Source organism: Rubripirellula obstinata (assembly GCF_001642955.1).
In the GTDB taxonomy this organism is placed as follows: Bacteria; Planctomycetota; Planctomycetia; order Pirellulales; family Pirellulaceae; genus Rubripirellula; species Rubripirellula obstinata.
Map to the genome: position 1 here is coordinate 1 of NZ_LWSK01000075.1, position 26887 is coordinate 26887.

The 26887-nt window shown below is 53.8% G+C and carries 18 protein-coding genes; 8 read left to right on the plus strand and 10 right to left on the minus strand.

Annotated features, from left to right (window positions below):
* Positions 1–218 precede the first annotated feature (218 nt).
* Positions 219–8021, minus strand: a complete 7803-nt coding sequence (locus tag RC85_RS17155; protein WP_068265042.1) for an SdrD B-like domain-containing protein — start codon at positions 8019–8021, stop codon at positions 219–221.
* A gap of 400 nt (positions 8022–8421) precedes the next feature.
* Here RC85_RS17155 and RC85_RS17160 point away from each other — a divergent pair, with 400 nt between their 5' ends.
* Together RC85_RS17160 and RC85_RS17165 are read left to right on the plus strand one after the other, a co-directional pair.
* Complete coding sequence (locus RC85_RS17160) at positions 8422–9525, plus strand: hypothetical protein (RefSeq protein WP_068265043.1); 1104 nt, start codon at positions 8422–8424, stop codon at positions 9523–9525.
* Between the two features lie 305 nt (positions 9526–9830).
* Entirely contained in the window at positions 9831–11138 is a 1308-nt protein-coding gene (locus tag RC85_RS17165) for a homoserine dehydrogenase (RefSeq protein ID WP_068265044.1), read from the plus strand.
* Positions 11139–11140: 2 nt separating this feature from the next.
* On the opposite strand, the gene RC85_RS17170 is transcribed toward RC85_RS17165, so the two are convergent.
* The 6 genes from RC85_RS17170 to RC85_RS17195 all read right to left on the minus strand — a co-directional run bounded on the left by RC85_RS17170 (position 11141) and on the right by RC85_RS17195 (position 18038).
* Positions 11141–12553, minus strand: coding sequence for a tetratricopeptide repeat protein (locus tag RC85_RS17170; RefSeq protein ID WP_068265045.1), 1413 nt, complete (start codon positions 12551–12553; stop codon positions 11141–11143).
* A gap of 62 nt (positions 12554–12615) precedes the next feature.
* Positions 12616–13302 carry a transposase gene (locus RC85_RS17175; RefSeq protein WP_068265047.1) on the minus strand — a complete coding sequence of 229 codons (687 nt, stop codon included), beginning with the start codon at positions 13300–13302 and terminating at the stop codon, positions 12616–12618.
* A gap of 104 nt (positions 13303–13406) precedes the next feature.
* Positions 13407–14741: a metal ABC transporter permease gene (locus RC85_RS17180; RefSeq protein WP_068265050.1), complete on the minus strand. Its 1335-nt coding sequence runs from the start codon at positions 14739–14741 to the stop codon at positions 13407–13409.
* Positions 14738–16138: a metal ABC transporter permease gene (locus tag RC85_RS17185; protein ID WP_068265071.1), complete on the minus strand. Its 1401-nt coding sequence runs from the start codon at positions 16136–16138 to the stop codon at positions 14738–14740. The genes RC85_RS17180 and RC85_RS17185 overlap by 4 nt, the downstream gene beginning before the upstream one ends.
* A 65-nt stretch (positions 16139–16203) precedes the next feature.
* Positions 16204–16992 carry a metal ABC transporter ATP-binding protein gene (locus tag RC85_RS17190; protein ID WP_068265052.1) on the minus strand — a complete coding sequence of 263 codons (789 nt, stop codon included), beginning with the start codon at positions 16990–16992 and terminating at the stop codon, positions 16204–16206.
* A complete protein-coding gene (locus tag RC85_RS17195; protein ID WP_068265054.1) occupies positions 16989–18038 on the minus strand; it encodes a metal ABC transporter solute-binding protein, Zn/Mn family in 1050 nt (349 codons plus the stop codon). Before RC85_RS17195 ends, RC85_RS17190 begins: the two co-directional genes overlap by 4 nt.
* A gap of 182 nt (positions 18039–18220) precedes the next feature.
* Between RC85_RS17195 and RC85_RS17200 the strand changes: the two genes are divergently transcribed.
* Complete coding sequence (locus tag RC85_RS17200; RefSeq protein ID WP_068265057.1) at positions 18221–18700, plus strand: 6-pyruvoyl trahydropterin synthase family protein; 480 nt, start codon at positions 18221–18223, stop codon at positions 18698–18700.
* 111 nt (positions 18701–18811) lie between these two features.
* Positions 18812–19648: a GTP cyclohydrolase FolE2 gene (gene folE2 / locus RC85_RS17205; protein ID WP_068265059.1), complete on the plus strand. Its 837-nt coding sequence runs from the start codon at positions 18812–18814 to the stop codon at positions 19646–19648.
* 203 nt (positions 19649–19851) lie between these two features.
* Here folE2 and RC85_RS17210 read toward each other — a convergent pair whose 3' ends face one another.
* Together RC85_RS17210 and RC85_RS17215 are read right to left on the minus strand one after the other, a co-directional pair.
* Positions 19852–20913: a transglutaminase-like domain-containing protein gene (locus RC85_RS17210; protein ID WP_068265060.1), complete on the minus strand. Its 1062-nt coding sequence runs from the start codon at positions 20911–20913 to the stop codon at positions 19852–19854.
* 117 nt (positions 20914–21030) lie between these two features.
* Positions 21031–21750 carry a hypothetical protein gene (locus RC85_RS17215; protein WP_157593954.1) on the minus strand — a complete coding sequence of 240 codons (720 nt, stop codon included), beginning with the start codon at positions 21748–21750 and terminating at the stop codon, positions 21031–21033.
* A 174-nt stretch (positions 21751–21924) separates the two neighbouring features.
* On the opposite strand from RC85_RS17215, the gene RC85_RS17220 reads away from it, so the two are divergent.
* A complete protein-coding gene (locus tag RC85_RS17220) occupies positions 21925–22983 on the plus strand; it encodes a hypothetical protein (protein WP_149752929.1) in 1059 nt (352 codons plus the stop codon).
* The gene (locus tag RC85_RS17225; protein ID WP_068265066.1) at positions 22964–23896 is read left to right on the plus strand and encodes an aminotransferase class IV; all 933 of its coding nucleotides are present in this window, start codon (positions 22964–22966) and stop codon (positions 23894–23896) included. The genes RC85_RS17220 and RC85_RS17225 overlap by 20 nt, the downstream gene beginning before the upstream one ends.
* Here RC85_RS17225 and RC85_RS17230 read toward each other — a convergent pair.
* Positions 23871–24929 carry a ThiF family adenylyltransferase gene (locus RC85_RS17230; RefSeq protein WP_068265067.1) on the minus strand — a complete coding sequence of 353 codons (1059 nt, stop codon included), beginning with the start codon at positions 24927–24929 and terminating at the stop codon, positions 23871–23873. The two genes, RC85_RS17225 and RC85_RS17230, sit on opposite strands and share 26 nt — an antisense overlap.
* Positions 24930–24952: 23 nt before the next feature.
* Here RC85_RS17230 and epmA point away from each other — a divergent pair, with 23 nt between their 5' ends.
* Complete coding sequence (gene epmA / locus RC85_RS17235) at positions 24953–25963, plus strand: EF-P lysine aminoacylase EpmA (protein ID WP_068265069.1); 1011 nt, start codon at positions 24953–24955, stop codon at positions 25961–25963.
* A 92-nt stretch (positions 25964–26055) separates the two neighbouring features.
* A complete protein-coding gene (locus tag RC85_RS17240) occupies positions 26056–26565 on the plus strand; it encodes a hemerythrin domain-containing protein (RefSeq protein ID WP_068265073.1) in 510 nt (169 codons plus the stop codon).
* Positions 26566–26887 lie beyond the last annotated feature (322 nt).

The following is a 26887-nucleotide window of genomic DNA, read 5'->3' on the forward strand; positions in this document are numbered from 1 at the left end:
GGCGTAGCCGCGAAACCGAGCCAGAGAATTGATGTGGGGCAGCCATCCGGGTGCTCGCGCACCCGGCAGGGAGCTGCCGGCCCTCCGGGCCTAACGCGCAGTAACTGATGCGACGTCCCGAGCGAAACGCGACTATAAAAAGTCGTACGTTCGTTAAGCGTTCGGGTTGGGATTTGGTGGAATCCAATCTCATAAAGTTATCTGCGACAGTTCCTGCATCACAGGTTCTTACCGAATCCGCTGCGGAAACTAGCAAAGTCGATCAGGCCAATTTCGCCATTGTCGTCAAAGTCAAACGACAAGTCGAACTCGGGGTCGCCGATGGAGCGACCAAAGGTGCTTCGGAAGCCCGCGAAATCGGTTAACCCGACTGATCCGTCACCGTCGGAATCACCCAGCAAACGGAAGAAGCGATCACCGTCCTGGCGGCCAAACCAAACGTCGTCCTCTTCAGTACCGGCGGCGATTCCGTCGCGGTTGCCGTCCAGCGGTAAGCCCTGCGTGCTGTCAATCTTTGCAGCATCGATCCTCAATTCGTAGTTCCCATCACTCAGCGAACCATTGTCGGTTTGTTCGCCGGTGAATTGCAATTCAAAGATGGTCTGTCCATCCGCCATTGATGGTGGATCGAAGGTGTAGTCAACGTCGATTCCCGTGGTGGTATTGGTGAGAGTGAACGCGTCAGAATCCGCTGTCACCAAACCCTCGAACTCAACCGTCAGTGATGTGATGCGAGAACGATTGCTATTGTTGCTTTCTCCATTGATCAGCACGCCATCGAATTCGGCCAAGTCATTGACGTCGATCAACATCACCCGATCGACCGACGATCCTGCCGCATCGGTGACGCGAATACGGATCAGATAGGATTGTTGACTTTCGTAGTCAACGATTTGGTCTTGGCGAATCGCTAATTGATCGCCAACGATGTTGAACCGATCATTGTCATCGTCGCCAATCCCATCGATTAACTCGAAAACATGCGAGTCAATCTCTGATGCATCAACTGCCGAAAGCTGAGCAAAAACAAAATCACCTGCCGACGTGTCAACGTTCTCGTTGATCGACGGGTCAGAAATTTCAATCCCGGTGGGTTCTTGGCCGCCATCAACCAGGAAATCGGTGTTGGCAAAGTTTGAATTCCTTACGGCATGCAATCGATGTCGCACACCGGGTACGACCGCGGCGGCAACACTGGCGGGGTTGAAATCCAGATTGATTCGCCGGGTCAGAAACCCATTTTCATTCTGAACGGTAATTTCAAAACCACCGGTAAGATACGCCTCGCCATCGGCTACTGCATCGCCAAGGTCGGCACCAAGGCCTGTGCCTGGTGCATGAACGAATGACAATACTTCCCCCGTGTCCGGGTCCAAAGTCCAAAGGCGGTTGGCTACTCCGAAAAGCAAACCGCCGGCGTCCAAGGCCAACGTGTTGAAATTGCTTGCCGAGACCGGCGCTGGAAACGAATTGAGTTCCTGACCAGTGATCGGATCGAGTTCACGGATTAGGGTCGGCCCGGGCAGCCCATTGTCGGTGACAAACAGACGTGTCTGCGGCGTGTTGGTACTGGCTGTTTGATCCGCGCCAAGCAGCAAGCGAACGTCATGGTCACCCGGCGGCAAACTGACGATTTCGTAGTTGCCCGACGCATCGGTTTGCACGGTGATCTCGCCATCGTCAAACTGCCCATTGCGATTTGCGTCAACGTAAACGGTCGCATCCGAAAGCGGCATATCGCTGACGGTGATGACGCCGTCGCCATTGGTGTCGGTCACCACCGTTCCTGAAACGGTCGCCAAGGTTGATCGAAAACCGAAGTTAATCGATTCAAGCGATGACGATGCGGACGCATCGACGACGACCGTCTTGCCGCTGTCGTTGAACACGCCGCCGCCCAATCCAGCGAAAACGTCAACGACTGGTCCTTCGCGAACCTGATTCCACTGGGAATCGAAGACGCGAATTCCGGAAGCGAACGGAACGCCGCGGACATAAATTTCGCCACCGAAGCCGGTGGAACTGAACTCTTCATTGCCCAACCCAGCCACCAAACGGCGCTCGGTCATTCGGCCAGTAGCCGGATCGATCGAGTAAACGCCCTCGTTCTGATCGAATGCGATGATCGACTGCCCGTCGGCCGATTCGGATAAGGTCAGCCCGAAATTGGGAAAGTTGGAACCCGCCGATGGATGCAAAATTGTCACCGGTTTCGGAGTACCGAATTGACCGGTCTCGGTATCGAACGAAAAGATCGATGTCGAAACGCCATCGAAGGCACCTAGCATGTAGACGACACCCCCAACGACAGCGTTGCCAGCGATAAATGATGGCGTCCCCGGTATTGGTGGTGCGGGCGAAAACTGGGGACTGCCGAAGGGTGTTTCGGCAATCAGCTTTCCGTCGATGGCGACTTGATAGACCTTGTTCAGGTTAGTGTCGACCACAATCAATTGCCGACCGTCGTACGCCATCGAATGAGCACTCGTCACAGGAATGTCTGTCAGGATCGTGGACTCAACAATCCCGGTGACCGGGTTGATCTTTGAAATCTTCAAATTCTGAACGTTACCCACACTGCTCGAATCACGAACGGCTTCGGTCGCAAAAAGAACATTGGTCGACGATGTGATCTCGGTGGACTGATAAGCCTTCGGTGCCAACGTCCGAACGATCGCGTCGCCGACCGGCACTTGGGCAAGCGTGTATTGGCCAGTGGCATCGCTGAGCGTGCGAATTTCGTTTGCGTCGGGCCAAGCGTTACCGTTGCTGTCGATAAATACGATCACATCCGACAATGGAGATTCGCCTGAATCGAACACACCGTTCTCGTTAGCGTCTTGATACAGCGTCCCCGAAATGCCGGCCGGTTCAGGGGAAAGTACAAAATCGCGTCCTGCCAATGATTGATCGCCAAGCACCAACAATCGATGCGAATCGGATGGCAAACTGCTGGCGGCAAGTGATTGCGTGGTGCCAGCAGCAAATGCGATCAGGGACCGTTGCCGTAGACCAGCGTCGCCGCGAATGACGATCTCCTTCGGTGTGCTGGCCGTATCATCATCGACCACGAAAGACTGCCCACCCGCACCGGCAATGGCACCATTGTTGCCGAATTGAAAGAACGAAACGTCGCCGAAAACTCCATTATTGGGATTGAGTTCAACCACCGTATTGCTCAAACCAAACAGCAAACCTTGTCCGTCGGCTGTTTCCCCCAGTCCGCCAACAGCCGAAGGGACATTGGATAAAGGATTGAGTTGCGCCAAGTCAAACGTCGGCCCAAATTGACGCGTTAACAGATCAAGCGACCCCAGTTGGTAAGTCTGTTGGTCGTAAAAATAGGCGACTGAATTCAAGATCGCCAAACCTTCATAGCGTCCCGGCGGAACTGCAATGGTGTCAACCAGAGCACCTGAATCAGGATCGATTTGATACAGCGAATCACCGCCTATCGAATACAACCGATCGCCGTCCATGGCCAAACCTGCTTCGAAATTGTTGTGCGGTGCCGCGAAACTGTTAATCGTGGTTCCATCAAACAAATCGTATTCGGTGATCACGCTGCCACCGCCCGAAAAGGCTTGCATAAACAGGCGTGTGCTCGTCTGGCCGGTCGCGTCACCCGTCAGGCCCTCCGGTGTAACCATTCGCAACAAATGATTTCCTTTCCCAACGCCATCAATGACGTACCGGCCTTCGGAATCGCTAGTCGCCGATGGTTCGCCGGAATCGGCGATGCCATTGTTGTTGATGTCGATAAACAACAATCGACCAGCGACGTCGTCACCTGAAACGGTTCCGGTGACTCGCGATGTTTTTACGATTGCCGGATGATCGATTGCGGCAACGGTTTGCCCGGGTGACACTGCAACGACGCTGCCACTTGGGCGGTAAGAACCAGCGGCCAAATCACGCGGGGAAACCGGCAAGAAATAGGTCCGCTGCACTTCGTCGGCCGAATTGACTACTTCTAGTCGCGTCGACCCAACCGACCGATAGGTTTCGCCGGCTACCGATTCGGTCAATCTGTACTGCTGGCTAGAGACCTCTTCGATCAATCCGATGCCAGTGTTGATGTCGATCGTCAACTTGAGTTGGTCCCTCTGGTGATACATCTCAATGGCATCGTCTTCGATCGCTCGTCCGGCAAACCAGAAGTCTGGTTGAACGAATCCGGCATAACCTTGAGCTAAGAACGGATCCGCCCATTGCATCGTCACGGGAATCTGAACTTGGAAAGCGTTGGTGGCGGAGTCATACCGACTGAGGTGCAAGTTGTTGCCTTGTCTGGTCATCGTCACCACAGAATCGCCCACGTAGACAGCGCCGAAATGGGAATCGATCGGGACACCGGGAGTCCCCAGGCCCACCGCTAATGAACGCTGGTCGATCAGTTGTCCGTTGGTAGAGAACGTGTAAATCTGATCATGAATGTTGTCGACTCCGATTAAGTGCCGGCCGTCAAACGCGATACTAAAATTGCCACCGACGCCGATGCCGGTGGCGACATCGGAAAGGATGGCACCACTTTGCGGAGCCAATTCAAGCAGCGTCAAAGCAAACCTTCCGGGGCCAGTCGATTGCCCCAGTGATGCGACGAACAAACGGTCTTGCACGTCATGATTGCTGCTGACCCGATACGAGTCGGGTGGCAACGCCCGCACTAGCGCGTTGCCGATCGGAACATCGGTTAGCGTGTAAGTTCCGTCGGCACCGGACACCGTTTGGATCTCGTCCGTGTCGGGCCAATCGTTGGCGTTGGCGTCGACAAAGATGACCGCACCAGCGAGCGGTTGCTCGCCATCGTCAAAGATGCCGTTGTCGTTGGCGTCGACAAACTGCGTGCCGCTGATGGTTCCCGTGTCAGGCAAACGTTCAAAGTCAAGTTGATCAACGTTGTCATTGCCGTAAACACTGACACGATGCGCGGTCGCCGCAGTTTGCTGGGCCGCTAAACCGCGAACAATGCCGGGCAAGCCAACGATCAATTGATGAGTCACCGCGGTGCTGTCGTCACGAACGTCAATGGTCCGCGTGGTGGAAGAGCCTTGACTTTCGGGGGCAAACCATCGGCCACCAGCACCAGCAAGCGACCGCAACAGCGTCCCGGTTCCCGTGGACGATGGGAAAAACGAATACGGTTCTTCGTCAATCACTCCGGTTTTGGGATCGAGCAGATGGATTCGTCCTTCAAACTCAATCAGCAAGTTTTGTCCGTCGGGCGATTCACCGATGCCCGCATCGCTGGCGGACCCGAAAGCATCGTTGATGGTCACCAAGTCCAATCCCTCACGAAATTCGCGAGTCACCAAATCAAACTCGACCAAGACACTGGTCGATTCGTTGTACAGATACAACGACGAATCCACGATCGCCGCTCCGGAATACTCGCCCGCAGTACCATTGATGTTAATGTTGAGCGGAATCTGCAATGTTTCAATCGTCGATCCGGTGTCGGCGTCAAGAATGAACAGAGTCGAGCCTTGCGTGAAGTACAACCGTCCTTGCTGGGCAGCCAAACCGGATGTCAAACTCGCAAATCCGGGTGCGTCGAACGTTTGAAGTCGCTCGCCCGTGATCGGTTCAATCTCAGCAATTTTGCCGACACCTTCATCGATGTAATAAGCAAACAAACGCGATGTATCGGCGGCGGTGGCGCGGGTCACCTCATCGGCACGTTCGACCACGCGAACTTGGTAATCGCCCGGCGCGACATCGGTCAGCACGTAGTCGCCGGCGGCGTCAACCAGCGCACTCGGTTCGCCGACACCCAATTGCCCGTCACCATCGATGTCCAAATAGACTTGATCGGGGTCGGCCGCTGGATCGCCGATACCAGAAACGGTGCCTGAAATGGTTGCCCGGGTGCTAGTCCAAGCGATATCGACATCGTCGATCGTTTGATCGCTGGACACGGTAACCGCCTGAACGTTGTCGCGGTCGGTTCCACCGCCGAGTCCGTAGGTAAAGAAATTTGTTGGGATCGTATTTTGCAGCAAACCGCTTGCGTTTAAGACTTCGATCTGACCACCCACACGACTTCGATAAGTCAAGCCGCCCAGCGATTCGTAGGCTTCGTAATCGGACCGCGAGGTGGTGAACACTTCGCCGGTAAAGTCGTCAGTGTCAAACGTCCCGATGCCGGTGGCAATATCGATAGTCAATGTTCGATTGTCGGAATAGGCATACAAGACGATTCCTTTTCCGTCAGGCGAACGTCCCGACGTAGGGGCGAATCGTTTTGGCATCGCCGGAACATCGAACGGCGGCGTACTTTGATCTTGCCAATCAATTTGGATCGGCATCCGATATTCAAAATCATTCGTCGCGGGGTTGTACTGGGTTAACGACAATTGATTGTAAATACCGCGAACCGAAACAACCGAATCGCCAACAAACGATGGACCAAAATCGCTAACCGGGAACGTGCCACCGCCGGTCAGATCCGGTTCGCCCAGCGATCGCGAATCAATTAACGTTCCATCGGTGGTCAATTCGTAAACGCGGTCTTTCCAGTCATCAAAAACAATCAAACGGTCGCCATCGAACGCGACTTCCGATGCAAAGGTAATCGGCAACCCCGTGTCGATATCTGAAAGCACCGCTTCGGTTCCCACATCCAATTCAATGACCCGCATCGAGAAATCGTTATTGCCCAACGGCGCACCTGGCGCGATCGCGAACAGTCGATCGGTTTGCGGGGCTGAATCGATCGGTCGGTGGCTGGTGTCGGTAACCGCGCGGATTTCATGCGAGCCCACCGGGACTCCGGCGATTGTATAACTTCCATCCACACCGCTGATGGCTTGGAATTCGCCTGCGTCAGGCCACTGGTTGCCATTAAAATCGACAAACACCGTGACTCCGGCCAGCGGTTGTTCGCCGGTATCAAAAACGCCGTTGTTGTTGGCGTCGACGAACTGGGTGCCGGTGATGGTGGCGGTTTCATTCGATGAATAAAAGTTGACTCCGTCGCGTGTCGTGTTGTCTTGCAAGTGGACCAAGATCGAATTTCCTTGGGATGGTCCAGCGGCCAAACTTCTGGCGACACCCGAGAAAGTGTTGCCGATCGGCCAGGTCGGCAAAAAGGCCAACTGCGATCCACTGTCATCAAACACTTCGATGCCAAACGCCGCACCGCGACCTGCGTACAACCGACCCGCCGCGCCCGCTAAACCGGTCGACACCGCGTTGGCGTTGGGACCAGTTGCTACACCAGTGATCAAGCCGGTCGCGGGATCAAGGTTCAACCGATGCTGAGTCGTCGTCGAAACAACTAACTCTGTTCCATCAGCCGATTCGCCTAAGCCGAACGCCAATTCGTAACCGGGACTGTTATTGACAAGGTCAAAGTCAATCGGCGTTCCCACCGTTTGCGTTGTTAAGTCTATCGGAACAATCAGTTCGGGCGATCCGAACTTGTCGCTCAAACCGTAAAGCGTCGAACCCAAGACCGCCAAGCCACTAAAACTGTAGTCATTGTCAACGACGATCGTATCGACCACGTGCGAAGTGCCCACGGATGCATCAGGATTAAAGACAATGACGTCATGAACAAAGCCGTCGTACATGTAAACATGCGTGCCGTCGAACGCCAACGCCATCGGTTCAGCACCCGCAACGGGTGATGATGTTGCAGGGAACGAATCGATGACCGAACCATCGATCGGACTTAGTTCCTGAATCACTTGACCAGCCGCCATGAACAACCGAGGCGCAGTCGGCAGCGCGCCCGAATTGAGCGCCACCGGGATCGGCTGGACTCGCACGATCGTTTCACCAGCGGGCAGATTGCCTAGCGAATAGGTTCCGTCGGCTGCGGTCAACGTCGAGGTTTCGCCCGAATCGAAAACGCCGTTGCCGTTGCTATCGGCATAAATCTGAATTCCACCAGCACCAGAATCCAAAAACACTTGCCCGCTGACACCTGCAGCCAACAACCGGCGATCTTCCAATGATTCCAAGATCAGTCGGCGGCGAGAAGTTTGTTGGCCAACCAAACGTTTCGAGCGTCGCATCACGAACCTCAACAGCAAAGAATATAGCTCCATTTCCGGCATCTATCTTAACCCTTCGAGAGCACGAATGTGAGCAAGATTGCGATAAGCTTGACCGATAAATGCGTTAGAAACTGTTTCAAAACGACCTCGGAGGTTGCCGGCGACCTGCCCGTAGCTGATCCCGCCAGGGTTCAGTCGAGCTTGATCCGATCGCGGACTGAACCCTGGCGGGATCAGCTACGTTTACAAACAGTCTCTTGGTCTTTCATTCTGGTGGATTGGTGAAAAGGTATCCGACGCTGTGCATGGAATGCATGAACGTGTGGCAATTAGTGGCACCTGCTAATCTACGCTGAAAGCGTTTAGGAATAAATCAGTGAATTCGTCGGTCAACCCCTATCATCCCTCACGGCCACTCGTGAAACAAACACAGTCACAAAAAGACTGTGATGAACGATTGGTATTTGACGGAGAGATCCTTGCAGACGATTACCGCGTCCTAATGCCTAGCGATCTGCTGCTGTGGCTCTACTGGATCTTGATTCCTCTACTAGCGGTCGTATTGATTGGTGTCATATCGGCAATCATGTTTGTCTCAACCAAGGGGCGCGGCGGCCCTGCATCGCTGATCGCGATTTTTGGTGTCGTTGCTTTTCTAGGCGGACTGTTGGCAGTATCGGTCTACAACACTCGTTCAAAGGTTCGAGCCTCGCGAAGGCTGCGAAGTCATCCAGACCTACTGGGCCCCGCTCGTGGAAAATTCACACACAAGGGATTAGACTTTTTTGATGGGGAAAAGAGGTACTGGTTCGGCCCCGCGCACCTAACCAAAACCCGTTGTCTCAAACGAGGTATACGGGTGCGAGTCGATGCGGACCCGGTTCGCTATCTCGCCTTCACCGATAGACTCGTTAGCGGTTACTCCAAGCAAACCGCAGAACGACTCAGAGATAGTTGGCAAGAACAAGCCAAGGATCCATCTGACACTGCCGGCCTGGACCTCTGGCAAAAAATCAGTTCACCGCCCGAGAATGCGGTCTCATACGAAGGCCACGTGACGATCCAGCAATCGTTAAAAACAAAACCAATGCGAAAGAAACTGTGGACGGAAGCCAGCTTTGTTTTGTTGAATATCGCCGGAGCAGCATTGTTCCACGTGTTGCAGCTTCCGTCGGTCCTGATTTGGGTTTGCGTGGGATCGGTATGCTTGACGCTGTCTGCGAACCTTTTCAACTGGTGGTTGTACTTTCGCGGAACACAGACTCAATCGTGGTATCAGCAGGGTTGGGTCAGTGCAACCGAATTCGCTAGCCGCAACACACTCAATGGAGTTCGATTCGCGTTGGACCGGTTTGCAAGTGCTGAAGTCAACGACGAAACCATCCGCATGATCACGCCTAGCGGCATCGCGTACTACATTCCCCGCGAACAAGTAGTCGACGAGCAGGCTTGGACAACTCTGAAAGAGTACTTTCAGGGACCGGAAAAGAAATCAGGGCTGAACATCTCCAATTCTGACTGATCCCCACAGCCGCTCGCTCCGGAAATGCTTCGCCAGGGTCATGCTTTGGTCGGGGGATTCAGGGGTTCTATCATTTCAGAAATCCGATTCGGCGCACGCTGAACGCGAATGATGTTGGCTTGATTGTCCAGCGGTTAGGAACTTGCGACTTTCTATAGTCGCCTTTAGCTCCGCGAAAGCAGCGGATTCGCTACTTTCGCGGAGCGAAAGGCGACACTAATTTCCCGCTCGTTCCTTAGCCGTTCTGTGGTGGTATTGAGTTCCTGCGGCTAGAACGAATCGCATCGCTGGATTAATATCGGTGCATGCAAAAAACAAACATCGCTATCGTTGGCATGGGGACCGTCGGAACCGGGGTCGCTAAGCTTTTATTGGACCACGGTGATCGCACCGCTCGTCACGCCGGACGCACGCTTTGGCTCAAAAAAGCCGTTGTGCGGGATCTTTCCAAACCGCGTGATGTAGAACTGCCCGATGATGTGGTGACCGATTCTATCGATGACGTCATCAACGACCCTGAAATCACGGTCGTTGCCCAGTTGATCGGTGGCCTGGAACCGGCCCGGTCAATCATGTTGCAGTTAATGGAAGCTGGAAAGGACATTGTCACCGCAAACAAAGCACTACTGGCTCAGCACGGTGCCGAACTGTTCACCCGTGCCCGCGAATTGGGACGCACGATTGCGTTTGAAGCTTCCGTCGCCGGCGGAATTCCGATCATCACCAATATCAGTCAATGTCTTTCCGCCAACCAGATTCAATCGCTCGAAGGAATCCTCAACGGCACCAGTAACTTCATCGTGTCGCAGATGGACGAAAAAGGTGCCTCTTACGAAGACGTCGTCCGCGAAGCACAGCGACTTGGCTACGCGGAAGCCGATCCGGCAATGGATGTTGACGGAACCGATGCCGCTCAGAAATTGGCAATCCTGGCTCACCTCGCCTTTGGTGCCAGCGTGGATTGGTCAGACATTCCATGTGACGGAATTGACGGACTGGACCCGGCGGATTTGATCTACGCATCGAAGCTCGGCTATCGAATCAAACTTTTAGCTGTAGCGACGCTAGCCGAAGACGGTTTGGAACTTTCCGTGGGCCCGACGCTGGTCAAGATCGGAACACCGCTTGCCGAAGTCCGCGACGCGTACAACGCGATCCGAGTGATCGGCGACGCTGTTGGCCCCGTCTTCTATCACGGCCTGGGTGCCGGACAGATGCCAACGGCATCCGCGGTAACCGCCGACATCATCGACACCGCCGTCGGCCGAACCCGATTGACCTTTGAAACGCTCGAGTATTTCTGCGTCGACCAACCGCCACGAGTCAAACTGCGCGACGCGGATACGTTGATCGGCCGTTACTATTTCCGCTTGCCCGTATCAAACCATCCTGGAACGCTGGCAGCGATCACGGGAGCATTCGCGGAAGACGGCATTTCGATCGCATCGGTGATCCAGCACGAAAGTGGCGACGATTCGCCATCGGATCAACCGGTACAGCTAGTCGTGATGACTCACGAAGCAACCGAAGGCGCGGCACGCAGCGCGACCACAAAAATTGAGAAACTCGCTTCGGTGACTGGACCGGTGGTCAGGTTCCGCGTGAAGGGGTGATCCTATCGCGAAGCGGCGCGTGGACGTTGTTCGATCTGTTCAACGATTCTCGCCATCACATCGTCCCACCGTCCAAAGTTCTGTTGCCGATACAGCGTCGTTGTGGGATACCACTCGGTTCGGTCGCCATCGAGCAACCACCGCCAATCAGGCACTTGGCTTAGCATCAAGTGAACGGGAACCTCGCCGACCGCGCCCGCCAAATGAGCGATCGCGGTGTCAGTCGTGACGACGTGGTCCAGCCCAGCGATGATTGCGACCGTGTCTGTGAACGCACTTTGTGAATCCACATCGTCGGGTAGCCGAAGAATCTTTGACGCAAAGTCGCACGAGTCTAATTGTTCGCTGCCGTGCCCGAATTGCAGATTGAAAAGTTGCACGTTGGGAAGGCTTGCCAAAGGTTCAAAGACAGCCAGCGGAGCACTCCGGTAGACGTCAGCATGATGTTCAGGATTGCCCTGCCAGTTAATCCCGATGCGAAGCTTGCGTCCTGCGTCTTGCTGCCCGTCAAACCATAGCCGCCAGTATTCCATCAACGCTTCCGAAACACATAGGTAGCCTGCACCGTCGGTAAACAAGTCGCGTCCGAAACACATCTTTCCAGTTTGGCTGAACAGCGTATCGACGACGTCGATCATGGATGCGTGGTAATCAGTCGGCGGCGAGGCGCCGGTGTCTTGCACTAAGCGATCGACTCCAAGTGATGTGGTGGTCGATGAGAACAAGTCGATCAACTTGGGCGAGCATTGCAGGATGACCTCAGCACCGAGTGACTTGAGTTGTTTGGCGACGCGGACAAATTGAATCGCGTCACCTAATCCCTGTTCGGGATAGAGAAGAAACGTTTTTCCAATGAGTTCTTGCCCCGCCCAATGGGTCGCATGTGTTTTAGGCCGTTGTAAACCTGGCATTTTCCAACGCCAACGGTATTCTCGCCAACCGACCGAGTAGTTCCCACGCAGCAATTCGATGACGCCAAGATTTCGGTGCAGTTCGGCGTTGTCCGGATCAATTGCTAATCCTTGCTGGTACCAATGAAGCCCCCGCTCGATCTCGCCCGACCACAACCACAAACTTCCACGATTCTTCAGCGCGGATAAGTATCTAGGTTGTTGAATCAGAGCCTCTTCAAAACACCGGTCTGATTCTTCGACCTGGCCTAGTAGCCGCAGCGAATTGCCCAAGTTGTTCCAGGCGATTGGGAACTGATGCCGCAGTTGGATTGCGGTTCGATAGTGGTCAGCGGATTCTTGAAAATGCCGCCGGTCAAATAACGCGATTCCCAAATAGACATGCGCGTCGGCGTTCTTTGGATCTTGATCGATGACGTCGCGGTAGACCGTTTCGGCTGCATCGATATTGCCCGCTTGGTGTTGGTGCCATGCGTTTTGAAGAGCTGTTTGGGAATCCGTCATCCTTGAATTATTCTTGCTTGTTCAGTGGAGCTAGCTGGGGGGCGAGGTTGGGACAACCTCGGCTACACTCTTTGCCAGTACAGGAATTCTCCGTCTGGGAGGCTGGCTTTTCTGGGGTTGTCCATGATGTATTGCTGTAGATACTCGAACTGTTCTGGGCTACGGATAATGTGATCGAATGGGCGACCTTGCCATAATTCACCCTTCAAATTGCACTCAAAGTTAATCTGTCGGGCTGTGTACCGAAGCCACGACTGGCTGATGACGCCAAGGTCATGGCCATCGTAAAACTGAGTGATCGCGTGAACGTGATTTGGCATCACAACTAACCGATCGATATCGTACTTTTCCCCATCGTAGTAGAGTATCGCTTTCGCGACGATCTCCGCAAATTTGCGTTGCCTTAAAAGACACTTTCCATGGCACTGGTCCAATTGGAAATGCCATGCCCTATCCCGCATTTTCATGAACGCATTTTGTTGAGCGATCGGGAGCGATCGGAGCAACTTCGCGTGAACCGAAGAGCCTTCCATTTTTTCGGCCAATTTGATCGGCAGCCGGTGCGATCGCAACCAAGCTTGCATTTCTGCTTGCCAGCGGAGCACCGCCTCTTTGGGCATTGAATCGGCCATTCGGAAAGTAATGAACATCGCCGCACCTGCCTGAAACCAGTGCGGCAGATTCGTGACCGTTTTTTCAATGTCAGCCTGCCGATCAAGGCAATTAAAAATGACTCGCTGCTGACTCATTGTGCTGTCCCAAAAGTGTAGCCGAGGTTGTCCCAACCTCGCTCCAAAGTGTAGCCGAGGTTGTCCCAACCTCGTTCCAGCGTAAGCGATTGGGACAATCGCTGCTACAATTTGTTTTCAGGTGGAATTGGGCTGCCATGGGGATCGATATCGGGTGCCTCGGTGACTCGATCGAGTTCGTCGCGTAGCGGTCGGTCGGTGAAGTGTTCCCAGCGTTCTGCGTGCGAGTGAATGCGATTGGTTTCTGCGCCGGTTTCCACGACCAAATACTGTTCCCACAAACGATGGGAACGAACGAGTTCTCGGGCCCGGTCGATTCCTCGCGGCGTTAACTTTGGCTGATCACTTCCTTCTATTTCACCTTTGCGCCGCAGCATCAACAGTGCTGATCGAATCGACAGAGAACTGGCGAACAATTCATCCGCCAACCCGGCAAGCCCGGGCATGGCGGTGTCTCGTTCCTCGGCACGATACAGGATCGCAACGATATCGTCACAGAGAATTCGCCAGGACAAGGATTGCCTGCGGACCCATTTTACGACCACGCCGTAGCGAGGCCCAAACAGTGCTGCCAACAAAAACAACAAACCTGAAACCACCGCCATCGGGCCGGCAGTGGTCGTGCTGCGGAACCCAAACCATGTCGGTACTTCAAGAGCAGCGATGTGACCGAGCGAAGCCGAAGCAACTGCAATGATGACGCTGAAGAAAATCATCACGGCCAACCGATCAGTCAACATGTAGGCGGCAGCCGCAGGAACGACAAACATCGCGACCACCAGAATACTGCCGACGCTTTCAAAACTCGCGACTGCCGTGATCGACACTAACACCATCAAAAGATAGTGCATTGCCTTCGCCGAAAAACCCATCGTGGTCGCCAGCGCCGGGTCAAACGAGCTGATCTTTAGCTCTTTGAAAAACAGGATCACAAACGCTAGGTTCAAAACCAGCACGATCGACAACACGATCGCGGCACGCGGGATTTCTAGCCCGCGCACCCAAACGGTATCCAACGGTGTTAGGTCAATCGCACCATACAGCACGCATTTTGGATCAAGATCAACATGATCGGCGGCGGCCACCAACATCACCAAACCCAATGCGAAAAGCGACGTAAAAACAACGCCCATCGACGCGCCTTCATCGACTTTCCCGACGCTGCGAATCCACTCGGTGAAGACTGCCGTCAGCAAACCAACGATCACCGCGCCAACAAACATGGCCATGCTGTTGCGAGTGCCGCTGATGAAAAAAGCGGCCGCGATTCCTGGCAGTACGGCATGAGTGATCGCGTCACCGAGCATGCTCATCCGGCGCAGCACCAGAAAGTTCCCCAGCAGCGACGCCGACGCTGCACACAAGCAACCAATCACGACAATCCAACCGTTGATACTGCCGTCCCAATCGCTGATCCAATCTCCAAGTAAGAAAATCATGGCAAGATTCCCTCCTCCGAACTAGTCAGACCATCGCCTAACTCATGGGGACTCGTTGGGACGGGGAACAGCAATTCTTGTTCTTCCAGCAAGTCTTCCAGTCGATCAATTACATGCGGTTCTAAAACGTGTTCAATGTTATCCGCGTCACGATCGACCAGAGCCGGTGCAACATCGGCATAGGTGATCAAGTACATTTCCCACAACCGGTGTTGGCGCGTTAAACGAGCCGCTTCAATGAAACCCGCGTGGGTCAGTTGAGCGTGACCATGCCGATACTGCATCAATTCGTCGACTTCAGCAGATCGGATCGCAGCCATCAATCGCTTCCAATTCCAGCTTCGGACCAACAGTAATTCGTCAATCGACACCTTCGTCTTTCGAACCGGTTCCGATCCCGGTTTCAGGGCTGATGTATCTGAGCGATCGGGATGTTCGATCTGTTCGTACATGGCACGCATCAAGTGTTGGCGATCGATTCGGCGGTTGAGTCGTCGGCGACGCAAAAAACGAGCAACCACACCGCGGGCCGTGCCAAAAAACATGCTTAGGAAAAAGAAAAACGAGCACACCAAAACAATCATCGCTCCCGATGGCAAATTCGGAAACACCGCACTGACCATCGCCCCAATCACGCATCCGACCGTGCCCAGGATCACGGAATACGCGGTCATCTTCCAGAGCGTATCAGTCCAAAAACGGGCTGCGGCGGCGGGAATGACCAGCAACGCAATCATTAGTATCAAGCCCACTGCCTGCAAACCGACCATCGCGACCAAAACCACCAGCGACATCAGCAACACATCCAGCAGCACGACTGGATAGCCACGTGATCCAGCGAAACCTTCATCAAAGCAGAGCAGCTTTAGTTCTTTAAAGTTTGCGAACGACAACGCGATGGCGATCAGTGATGCGTAGAAAATCAATCGCACATCCATCGCACTCATCGACGCCGTTTTGCCGTAGATGAAACCTTCCAGCCCCGCTGCATTGCCAGTTTTCATTTGCTGAACCATGCCCAGCAACGCGACGCCGGCCCCAAAGAAAACGCTCAATACGATCCCGAGTGCCGTGTCTTCTTTGAGCCGAGTCTTATTGCGAATCCAGAGAATGCATCCGACGCCCAACAATCCGCTAAACGTCGCGCCCGCCAATAACAGCGGCAAATACTTCCCGTCGTAACCCAGCGTGGTCGCAAGCATAAACGCCAACGCAATCCCAGGCAGGCTGGCGTGACTGAGCGCATCCCCCATCAACGCTCGTCTGCGCAACAACGTAAAGCTGCCGACCAATCCGCTGCTGCCACCCAGCATCGCAACACCCAGCACGACCACGCGAGTGTTGTAGTCACGCATCGAAATCACTCGCCACCATTGATCCAGCGATGGCCAGGTCATGCCTGGAAAGTAAAAAGAAATCAGATTCGCAAATCCAGCGATACTGAACAGGCAAGCCAACGCGATCAAAGCGAGGTCTCCCGTCGCCGCATCGCTTCATTGACTTCATCCAACAACGTCAGACGACCACCGTAGGTCTTGTTCAAATTCTCGGCTGTGAACGTAGTTTCCACCGGGCCGCATGCAACGATTCGCATGTTCAGCAGAACGACGTGATCAAAGTAATCTGGAACGGTTTGCAAGTCATGGTGAATCACGACTGCTGTTTTCTTGCGTTTCTTGAGTTCACGTAAGATATCAACAATCGCCAATTCCGTTGCAGCATCCACGGCCGCAAACGGTTCATCCATCAAATACAGATCAGCATCTTGCACCAGAGCCCGAGCCAAAAAGGTTCGCTGTTGTTGTCCGCCCGAAAGCTGACTGATTTGCCTCTGAGCAAGATCGGCGATACCGACTCGATCGAGTGCTTCCATGGCCCGCTGCCGGTGTTTGCGTCGGACAGGAAGACACCAACCGATTTCGTCGTACAACCCCATCGTGACCACATCGAGAGCGTTGACGGGGAACTGCCAATCCACGCTTTCACGTTGCGGGACATAGCCCACGCGATGGCGGTTGTTGCGATAGGTGTCGCCAAAGACACGGACCCGCCCCGACGCGCGGGGAATCAGATCCATGATCGCTTTTAACAGTGTCGATTTCCCGGCACCGTTGGGACCAACCACCCCGATCAATTGGCCCTCGGGAAGATCGAATGCGACATCCCAAATCACTGGCTTGCGGTGGTAGGCAACCGTCAGGTCATCCACCGACAACGGAGATACCTGGTTTACGTTTTCAGTCTGATTCACGGTGACGACTCCTCGAGCAAATCGCTGCCAATTTCACTGGAAGTTTCACTGGCAACTTCCTCGCCGGTCAGCTTGCCCTGAAATCCGCTCGGCGACGCATCGCCACCCAAACCGATGGCGACCGTCGTGATGTTGTGATCCAGCATTCCGATGTACGTTCCACGATAGGTTCCGTTGGCTCCCATCGCATCGCTAAACAAAACCAGGTCTTCGCCTGACTTTACTTGGTGCCCTCGATTGCGAGCTCCTTCGATCAACGCTTGGATCATGGAAGGATCGACGCTGGTTTCTGTGAAAACTGCCTGGACTTTCTTTTCGACCAACAAGTCAACCAGTTCGTTGATCCGCTGGATGCCTGCCTCTGATTCAGTCGAGATTCCCTGAACGCCCATGACCTGAATTCCATAGGCGCGGCCAAAGTAATTGAATGCGTCATGCGAGGTGATCAGGATGCGGCCTTCTTCGGGAATGCTGCTGAGGACACCGATTGCGTATTGGTGCAGCGAATCGAGTTTGGTTTGAAGGATTTCCGCATTGGCTTGATACTCTTCCGCATTGGGAGGATCGAATTTGGAAAGCCGATCAGCGATCACGCCGACACACTTGCTCCACGCGGACACGTCCATCCAAACATGCGGATCAAAGTGTCCCTCGAATTCATCTGGCTTCAAAAGCACCGACGGATCGAGTTCTTCGGCGACGGCAATGACCGGTTTGCGACGACCGACGGTGCCAAGAACCTGCGCCATTTTGCCTTCCAGCATCAATCCATTGTAGAAGACGATATCGGCCTTGCTGATTAGTTTGACGTCTTCACTGGACGGTGAAAACGAGTGAGGATCGACACCGCTGCCGCAAATCTGGGTGACCTGCACGTGTTCACCCCCGACACCGCGAACGAGGTCACAGACCATTCCGACGGTGCCGACCACGTTGATCGGGTGATCGCCCGAGAAAGTTGCCAAGGCCACGTCGGCTTGATTGCCAGATCCGTTTGCATCCGTTCTTGATCGACAGCCAGCGACCAAAGAAATGGTCAAAACCATCACAAGAAAAGCTGTGATTCTCTCGATTCGTGCCGTAAAACGGGTCATTTTCTACGTTCTGTCAGTGTTCTGCTGGACACCTGCTTATAATCAGCCGGTGCGGGAAGGCTGAATTTTGGTGACAATGATCAGACATTCGCGTCACCTAATTCAACAAAAGCTTACTCCAGAATCCAAACGCTATGAGTCTCACGATCATGCGGCGCATCAAATTTTGCGCCGGACACCGCCTTTTCGAACACGGTGGGAAGTGCGAGCACTTCCATGGGCACAATTACGTCGCCGACTTTTTCGTAACCGGCGACGAACAAGACGACGTCGGCCGAGTGATCGACTTTTCTGAGCTCAAAAAACGCGTCAAAGGCTGGATCGACGAACACTGGGACCACAGCTTCCTGATCAGCCATCGTGACGAAAACGCACGCCAGGCGTTGGAAGTTGTCATCCCGTCACGTTTCTTTGTGATGCCGTACAACCCGACGGCCGAAAACATGGCCAAATACTTGTTGGAAGAGATGTGCCCCAAAGCACTTGCGGGAACCGGGGCTCGGGCCACGCGGGTGCGGATTTGGGAAACCGAAGAAGCGTTCGCCGAAGCATCGATTGATTCAGGTTCGGGTGAGGTGGAATCGTATTCGGCAGTGGGGAGCGCTGACGCTTGAGAAACGTTGGCAGCCACGCGGGAACCGTCGTCAAACGCGCTGGCCAAAGACTGACTCTCCAATTCCGAATCTGAAAATCCAACGATAGAATCAAACGATAGAATCAAACGAATGATCCAAACTAATAACTCTGAAGAAACCACTCAACTTCCCGACATTCAATCCACTGGCGATGTTCGCAAAGTCGCGATCAACAAAGTAGGCGTCACCAACGTTCGCTATCCGATTTCGCTACGCACCCCCGGCGAGGGAGAGGGCAACACGTTTTTGCACACCGTCGCAACGATCAACATGTTTGTGTCGTTGCCGCACCACGAAAAAGGAACCCACATGTCGCGGTTCCTGGAAGTGTTGAACGAGTACCACGAGGAACTTTGCAGTGACACGTTGGTCGAGATCTGCGCGTCGATGCGTGAGAAACTGAAGTCACAAGACGCGTTCCTTGATTTAACTTTTCCCTACTTCATCGACAAGAAAGCACCGGTCACCGGCCAGAGCGGCAAATTGGACTTTGACGTGCGGTTTGAAATCGCTGCGGGAACGATTGACGATTTCATCATGACGCTGAAAGTTCCCGCGACCAGCTTGTGCCCATGCTCGAAAGAAATTTCCGAGTACGGTGCTCATAACCAACGCTGTGAAATGACAGTGAAGGTTCGCATCGCAGACGGCGTCCATCTTTGGATCGAAGAACTGTTTGCGATGATAGAAAAGTGCGCTTCAACGCAGGTCTTTTCGGTCTTAAAGCGACCCGACGAGAAGTGGGTGACCGAACGTGCGTACGAAAACCCAAAGTTTGTCGAGGACATTGTTCGCGACATGGCGGTGACGCTTAATGCGGACGACCGAATCGAATGGTATCAGTGCTTTTCAGAGAACTTTGAATCGATTCACAATCACAATGCCTACGCGTTCATCGAGAACGACAAGCGTGAAAAGACCGATTGATTGGCTTTTGAGCAGACGTGGTTGCTTTGAACCGCCGCCACGCGATGGAGCACGTCCGACTTGAACCATAGGAACGGTCTTGCGCTCGGTGCTAGGCCTGGAGGGCCGAAAGCTCGTTTCCGGGTGCTGCGCACCCGGCAAAGAGCTTTCGCCTCTCCGAGGCTAAACAAGCTGGATTGCTTGTTTTTTCTTGATCAGTCTCGCTAAGCACCGATCATTTGGCGGATCCAGGTCAGTGATGGCTTTTTGTTGCTTTTTCGATCGCAGCGGAAGAATTCGCTGACATAGCGGACCGGCAGTTTTCGTTCGGCGACTTTGAATCGGTCGCCTTTTTGCAAGATCGGTCGATACTCATCCATTCGACCAAACTGACGTGAACCGGCGGCTTGGCAGGGATACCAAGTCCCAACTCCTTCGGCGTCCTCCAGGTAAAACTCTGGATAACAATGGTCTGGAATCCAGACCATGCGTGCGGGAATGCGAAGGTTTCGGCACAGCGCCACAAACAGACTTGTCATGTCTTCGCAATCGCCTTCGCCACGCCGCAAAGCATCTGATGCGCGGCGAATCGGTCCTTCGACGTATTGAACTTGTTCGCGGACGTAGTCGTAAATTCGTTCGACTCGTTTCCAATCATTTTCGGCGGACTTATTTTCGGCATCCAAGTCGCGTGCCGCTTTTTTAATCCGACTGTTGCTGGTGTCGATATCGGGACTGTTGCCCATGTAGACACGTAGTTCACTCGGCAGTCGCTGGGGAATGACCAGTCCATCAACCGATCGTGCCGGCAGAATCCGTGTTCGTTCGACGTCCAGTTCAAAAGAAACCTCGACGCTGGATCCGGCGTTCACTCGGTTCATCTGCAGCGCGACCTGTTTTGCACCATCTTGCAACGATCGAATTTCCCAACCGGTGACCAACGGGTCGATATTTTTCTGAACCGGTGTGATCTTTTGTTCGGGCCAATCCATTGGGACAACAAAGGTGGCCAGGGCGTTGGATAGCGTCGTTGGCGTTTCTAAAATCATCCCGAACTTCCAACGATCGGTCCGCGGTGATTCGTAACGCAGGACGCTATCGGCGTTTAGCTGGCGTGCTTCCTCGACGACCGACATTGCGGTTTCGCTGTCGGTGTCTGTTGCCGCGACGGTGTCCTGAGCACTAACGCGGCTCGCCGATAGCATGACGGTCGTAACCGACGCCGCGATCATCTGTCGGCGGGAGACCTGTGTCAACGAATTGTTGTTGGTTGGCTTAAGCGTCATGATCTTATCTTCTGATATGCAAGAATAAAAGAAACGGCCGGAGCCGAGTTCGTCCTGGTGTCAGGGCAAACGCAACTCCGACCGTCGCTCGCTATTTCAATGAAGTCGTCATCATTTCTATAGAGCTTTGGTGCCCGGCGACAAAGGCTCTTCCCAGAGGATTTTGTTTCCATCGGTATCAAATTTTCGGGATTGAAAATTATCGGACGGGCCGGGATTTCCATTATAGGTCGGTGCTCCGTTGTATGACGGTGCAGCGGGGTAAGAAGTTCCCGATGGATAATTGGGAGCTGCTTGCATGGGGCCAACACCAACAACGGTTTCGCCATTGATTTGCTGGCCAGGCACCAAGGTATTCCCGGAGGGTTGGTTCATGTAGGGATCAATGTTTCCCATTCCGTAATTGCCTTGATCGTACGACTGTGGCCCGTACGACTGTGGACCGTAGGATTGCGGACCGTAGGAAACGTCGCCGCCGGCGTATGAATCACCGCAGGTGCCGCACATTCCGCTGGCGTAGGATTCTTGGCCATGTTGGATTCCTGCGTAATCATTGCAACCGCAACTGGGTGCTGCTGAGTATGCTGGTGCAGGAGCGTAGGCTGGGGCAGGAGCGTAGGCCGGTGCGGGGGCATAAGCCGGTGCTTGGCAAGTTGGTGCCGCGACCGGTGCTTGCATCATGTTGCCGAAGCGTGGTGCCGGTAAACAGGATCCGAGTTTGGTACATAAACCACAGCGGGCACCACGGCCGAACATGAAGTTTTTCATCCCCGAACAACCAGTGCTTAGGCAGACGAGTGTCACCACCGTCACAACCGTGCAAAAACGAGTATTCATTATTGTTTCCTTGAAATGCATAGCGAGCGTATTCCGCCATCTTGATGATGGTCTGCACAAAAGTACGACGCTATTTGCGTTGTGCAAACGCAACGTCGCTATTTTTGAGCAACAATTTGATGACAGAACGCCACACATTGGTTTTTTTGACCGGGATCCGATAGGAATCAATTGATGCAGCACCTAAATCACAAAGCCGCTCGTTCGATGCAAACTCGCAGCCAATTGTCATGTTTGATGTTGGTGATGTTCGTCGCCGCTGGTTTGTTCATTGCTCCCAACGCCGAGGCTGATTTCTTTCAGTTGGAACCAGCGAATGAATTTTCCTCAGTTCAGGCAGACAGTGGCGCAGCAGAAACTGCAGAAGACAGGCTTTGGCTGATCAATACTCGCAGGATCACATCCAATGCCGCTTGCGCGGACCTGGTTTCGCCCACACTCTCGATTTCTCGACTCAATGCGTGCGGCCAAGCGTCGCCGTCTTCGATCGATGAATACCTGGCGACTATTTCTCAGTCGCCAGCAGTAGTTCTGTATGCACACGGCAATCGATTGGAATCGGGCGAAGCGATTGGTCGTGGGTTGACCGTTTACCGACGCACACGGCAACTTCGCGACAGAACGCCAATCGATTGGGTGATTTGGAGCTGGCCTTCGCAAAAAGAAGGCCTTCTGGCGAAAGATGCTCGAATCAAAGCAAGCCGCGCCGATACACAAGGTCTCTACATGGCTTGGATCCTTCGGCGTCACGCTGAGATTGCAGTTCCCACTGCGATGATTGGTTACAGTTTTGGCGGACGTGTTGTCACGGGCGCTTTGCACGCAGCCGCGGGCGGAAAGTTGGCGGGGCGATCGCTTCAGGGTGCAGGCGTCACCGGGATGCAGATCAATGCAGGCCTGGTTGCACCGGCTATTGAAGACGATTGGATGCAACGATGCGGCTATCACAGCGAAGCAACCAAAAACCTGAATCGATTGGTTTTGTTATACAACCGCAGAGACGTCATACTGAAACGGTACTGGTTAATCAATCGTGTTCGCGGCGAATCGGCTCTCGGTTACAGTGGCCCAAAATCATTCGCTGCTCGAATCGATGGAACACCGTTGCCGGTCATCTCCAAAGACTGCGCTCCGACCGTAGGGGTTCACCACAGCGAAATGGATTACTATTCGGATTCTTGCCGAGCCGGTGAGAAAATGTCTGCGTTGATCGATGAACTCTTCCCCAACTGATTCCAAGCCCGATCGACATGGCTTCGCTAGCCATCTGTGTTACTTCCAATCCGGTGATCACACCGCCGGTTGGATGCCGCGTGACCAAGTCCGTCTGTCGATCGACGATGTTGGTTTCCGGCAAGGTGTTACCGCTGTCGAAAGACTAAGGACTTACGACGGCGATGTGTTTTGCATTGACCTGCATTTGAGTCGCTGGAATCAAACACTCGCAGACCTGCAAATCAACTTGGATGCATCCAACCTTGTTGCGGACTTGCTTGATACGCTGGTCGTGAAGAATCGATTGCTGATTCAAAGCCAAGGCGACGTCGGCATCACTTTGTTCGCAACGCCGGGCGAAAAGAATGCCGCCAATCCAACGCTCTGTTTGCATCTGAATCCAATCGATCATGCGATGGTTGATCGTAAGCAGCATCAAGGTCAGGCCGTGGTCGTGACCGATATCCAGCAACCACCAAATCAGTGCTGGCCGCGAACCGCCAAAGTTCGATCGCGGATTCATTATTACCTGGCCGACCATCTTGCACGCCAACAGGATTCATCGGCGATCGGGTTGCTGATCGATGGTGATGGCTCGGTGACTGAAACCAGCGTTGCCAATATCGCAATCGTGGAATCGGGCTGTATCGTTTCACCTGAACCGACGCAGATTCTTGCGGGCATCACGCAAAGCGTTGCGATGGAGATTGCCGCCGAGGCATCGATTGGTTGGACGCAAGCCCGGATTACGCCGGATCGTTTGCGTGCTGCGGATGAAGTTTTGTTGATGGGAACTGACACGGGAATCTGGTTCGCCAATCAAGTTGATGGGAACACGATCAATCGAGGGAAACGTGGACCAGTGTGCGAAGATCTGCAAAGACTTTTCCTAAAAGCCACGCGTGCTAACCCAAGTATCGATCTCGAATGATTCTTGCGATGGCGGGGTCTTCGGTTCCATCGACGATCACGCGTCCGTCTCGGAACAAAGTGATTCGCTCGGCTTCCGGTTCATCTAACTGCATGCGCACAAAAAACGCAGTACGTTGAATTGGCCCGATCTTCGCCCAGCGATCGGCTATCAATTCCAGGTCGATCGAGTGATTGTTCTCGCCAGAGGTTGCCGTGATCTGAACCGCGTCTCGCCCGCACAGGACCGTGGTTCCATCATCGACGCTAGACATTTCACCGCTGAGGAATTCGTATTCACGCTGTCCACAGGCGGGGCAGTTTTTGGACAAGGATTCAGGAATGTCGATTTCGCGAATTCGATTGTCCCACAAATCAATCGACAGCACCTTCGATCGAACGTGGTTGCGATTGCCGCTGATCCACTTGATCGCCTCAGTCGCTTGCAAGCTGGCAATCAAATGAGTTGCAGGTCCAACGACGCCGGCGGTGTCACAAGTCGCGACGCTGCCCGCCGGCGGTGGGCTTGGAACCAGACATCGAAAACACGGTTTTCCTTTGCCGTCGAATAAACGAACTTGGCCCGATGCACCGATACAGCCGCCATGCACCCACGCGGTTTCGTGTTTTAGCGACCAGTCATTTAGCAGGAAACGAATCGAGAAATTGTCGGTCGCGTCGATCACCAAATCGCTGCCCGCTAAAAGCGATTCGATATTGGAAGCCGTGACGTCAGCGACCATCGGCTCGACATGAATTTCAGAATTGATTTCAGCAATCCGTTCCGCGGCGGCAGCGGACTTTGATCGTCCTGCCTTCGCATCATTCTCATCAAACAAAGCCTGCCGCTGCAAGTTGCTCCATTCGACGACGTCGCGATCGATGATTCGCAAACGGCCCACACCCGATCGTGCCAGAATCTCTGCCGCGACTGTCCCCAAGGCTCCGCAGCCGAGCAGCGAAACCGTTGCTTCGGAAATTAATTTCTGGCCATCGGCACCTATCGGGTCAAAGCGAATCTGGCGAGCATAGCGGTTGTCGGAAGAGTCTTTCATGCGTCCAAGGATAACGCTGATCGATGCCATTGAACACGCGAGGAGCCAATCAGGTCGTGAATCAGAAACCCAACATTCAACACATCCATCATCGCGCCGACCTGCTGCGAAAGCTGCGGGGATTTTTTGACGAACGAGGATTCCATGAAGTCCAACCGCCCTGTCTGATGCGGCAATGCATCGCCGACACTCATATCGAACCGATCACCATCGCGGGGCAAGCGGTGACCGGGCGAACTGCTAAAGCTTCCGCGGAAGACACTTTTTTCCTGCAAACGTCCCCCGAGTTAGCAATGAAGCGGATGCTGGCCGCAGGTGCCGGATCGATCTACGCGATTGTGCCTGTTTTTCGTCGCGGCGAAATCGGCGATCAGCACAACGTAGAATTCACGATGCTGGAATGGTACGAAGTTGGCGCGGACGCGAATGCGGCAATCCGCCTGCTGGGGGAACTTGCCAAGCAAATCTTCGCCGTCGATCGCTGCGATGTGCAATCCTATCGCGATCTCTTTGCACAGCAACTTTCGATCGATCCAATCGATGCACCACTCGAAGATCTGGTTCAGTTGGTAGGCATGATTGATCAATCGCTAGCACGATCACTTGCACCGGATCGTGATGGGATGCTTGACGTGTTGATGTCACAGAAATTGCAACCCAACATGGGGCAAGAGGCTCCGCTGATCATTCACGACTACCCGATCACGCAAGCCGCGCTGGCCAAAGCGTCGCAAGATGATCCGCAATGTGCTTTGCGATTTGAACTGTTCTATCGCGGCGTTGAACTGGCCAACGGCTACGACGAACTTCGCGACGCCGACGTGCTGTGGGAACGGAGCGATGCTATCCAGTCGCAACGTGCTGCACTGGGACGACCATCGCTGCCCATGCCAACCGATTTGATCGAAGCGATGCGGCAGGGGCTTCCCCAGTGCGCCGGTGTCGCGATGGGAGTCGATCGGTTACTGATGATTCGTTCAGACGAAATGCAATCAATCTCGCAAACCATGCCGATGACTGTTGGTCAAGTTTAAAATACAGATTCGCGAAACAATTTTTCAAATCCATCCTGGCCCATCGGAAAAGACTATAATGCGGAGACCCTTTTGCTCAGATGGAGATTTGTATGTCGATCATTCAGTCAGGTCAGAGTACCGATTCGCGTCAAGAATCAAGCACCCGCGGTTTATCCGTCAACGCGGCGTTCTTAAAAGACATCAAGGACGACAACCGTGAACTGAAACACTTGATGGATCAGTTGACGCCGATGACGAGTCACCCCGAAATTGCGGTCAATCATTGGGGCGAGATTGTTGGTTTGCTATCAGACCTTAGCGATCAACTCGCGTTTCATTTCACGCTCGAAGAGGCCTATGGTTACTTTGACCACGCCATCGAAACCGAACCTCAGTTAAGCATGACGGCGGGTTTGTTGCGAGGCGAACACACCGAACTGTTCGAGCTTGCACGTAGCCTTGCCGAAGAAGTCGCAGAGGTTCCGTCGGATGAGACCGAACCGATCGCAAAGTTCCTAAGAAAGCTGAAGAAGTTTCGCAACCAGTTTGAGCGTCACGAAGAAGCCGAACTGGAATTGATCCTAGACGCGTTAAGCGATGACATCGGCGTCGGTGACTGACGATCGTTTGCAGGCACGCGAATCGGCAGACGTTTTTGCAGGTCGTACCGAGTAGAGCGAGTTACGGCATTTTCCGCAGCAGCCCTGCCGTAACTCGCTCCACTCGCTACGGCCTACTTCAGGGTGGGCGGTCAAAACGTCGGGGTTTTGATCGAGAGGTTTTGATCCCAATACGGGACTATTCGCAAACCTCCTGATCGCGGGAAAGATCGATTTAGGAATTGTCCTGAAACAAGTTCCGTATTTGGCGAAATCTTTCGTAGCTGGGCCCGCCAGGGTTCAGTCGGGTACAGCTAATGATGGACTGAACCCTGGCGGGCCC